The sequence below is a fragment of the Kitasatospora sp. MY 5-36 genome (assembly GCF_001182915.1).
Taxonomy (GTDB): Bacteria; Actinomycetota; Actinomycetes; order Streptomycetales; family Streptomycetaceae; genus Kitasatospora.
Genome location: NZ_LFVW01001326.1, coordinates 1 through 886 on the forward strand (window position 1 = coordinate 1; position 886 = coordinate 886).

The window sequence follows — 886 nt, forward strand, 5'->3', positions numbered from 1 at the left end:
CTGCTCGTCCGCCGCCGCCGGGCGGCCGCCGCGGCCGGGGCCCCCGCCGCCGGGCCCGACGCCGACGACGCGGCCTGACCCCTCCGGGAGCGTCCCCCCGCTCCCTCCCCCCATCCGAACGGAGTACCCAGCATGTCCCGCAACCGCACCCGGCTGGCCGCCCTCGCGGCCGCCACCGCCGGCCTCGGCCTGACCGCCCTCGGCGCCCCCGCACTGGCTTTCGGCGCGGGCGGCCCGAGCAGCGTCACGTACGACACCGGAGCGCTGGACTGGGGTGTGAAGGCCAGCTTCCGCAGCTACATCGAGGGCCCGGCCTCCCAGGGCGGCGCGATCGAGCTGACCGGCGGCGCGACCCGCAACGCCGACGGCACCTTCCACTTCGGCCTGGCGAACGCGGCGTACGACCTCACCACGCACGCGCTCAGCTCCTCCTTCACCGGCGGCGTGCACTTCACCGCCCACCACGGCGCGCTGGACGTCGCGCTCAGCGACCTGCGGATCACCACCTCCGGCACCACCGGCACGCTGACCGCCGACACCGCCTCCAAGGAGTCGGTGGGCGCCGCCGACGTCACCCGCCGGGACGACGTGCCGCTGGTGACGTTCACCGTCGCGCGGGACACCACCAACGGGACGCCCGCCGCGGCCAAGCTGACCGAGCAGGGCGCCCGGGCCTTCGCCGGCTTCTACCCGGCGGGGGCGGACATGGACCCGCTGTCGCTGCTGCTGAAGCAGAGCCCGGCCACGACCCCGCCGACCGTGCCGCCGACCGCGACGGCCACCGCCACGCCGTCCGCCACCTCCTCGCCGAGCACGGGCCCGACCGGCGGCCCCACCGGCAGCCCGAGCGCGAGCCCCACCGCCACGGCCACCGGCACGCCGACCG

Annotated in this window: 1 protein-coding gene; it reads left to right on the forward strand. The window is 77.7% G+C overall.

Going from position 1 to position 886, the window contains the following annotated elements; translation table 11 throughout:
• Positions 1 to 132: 132 nt before the first annotated feature.
• The coding region (locus AE652_RS42245) for an HtaA domain-containing protein (RefSeq protein WP_049661510.1) at positions 133 to 886 on the forward strand (754 nt) is incomplete at its 3' end.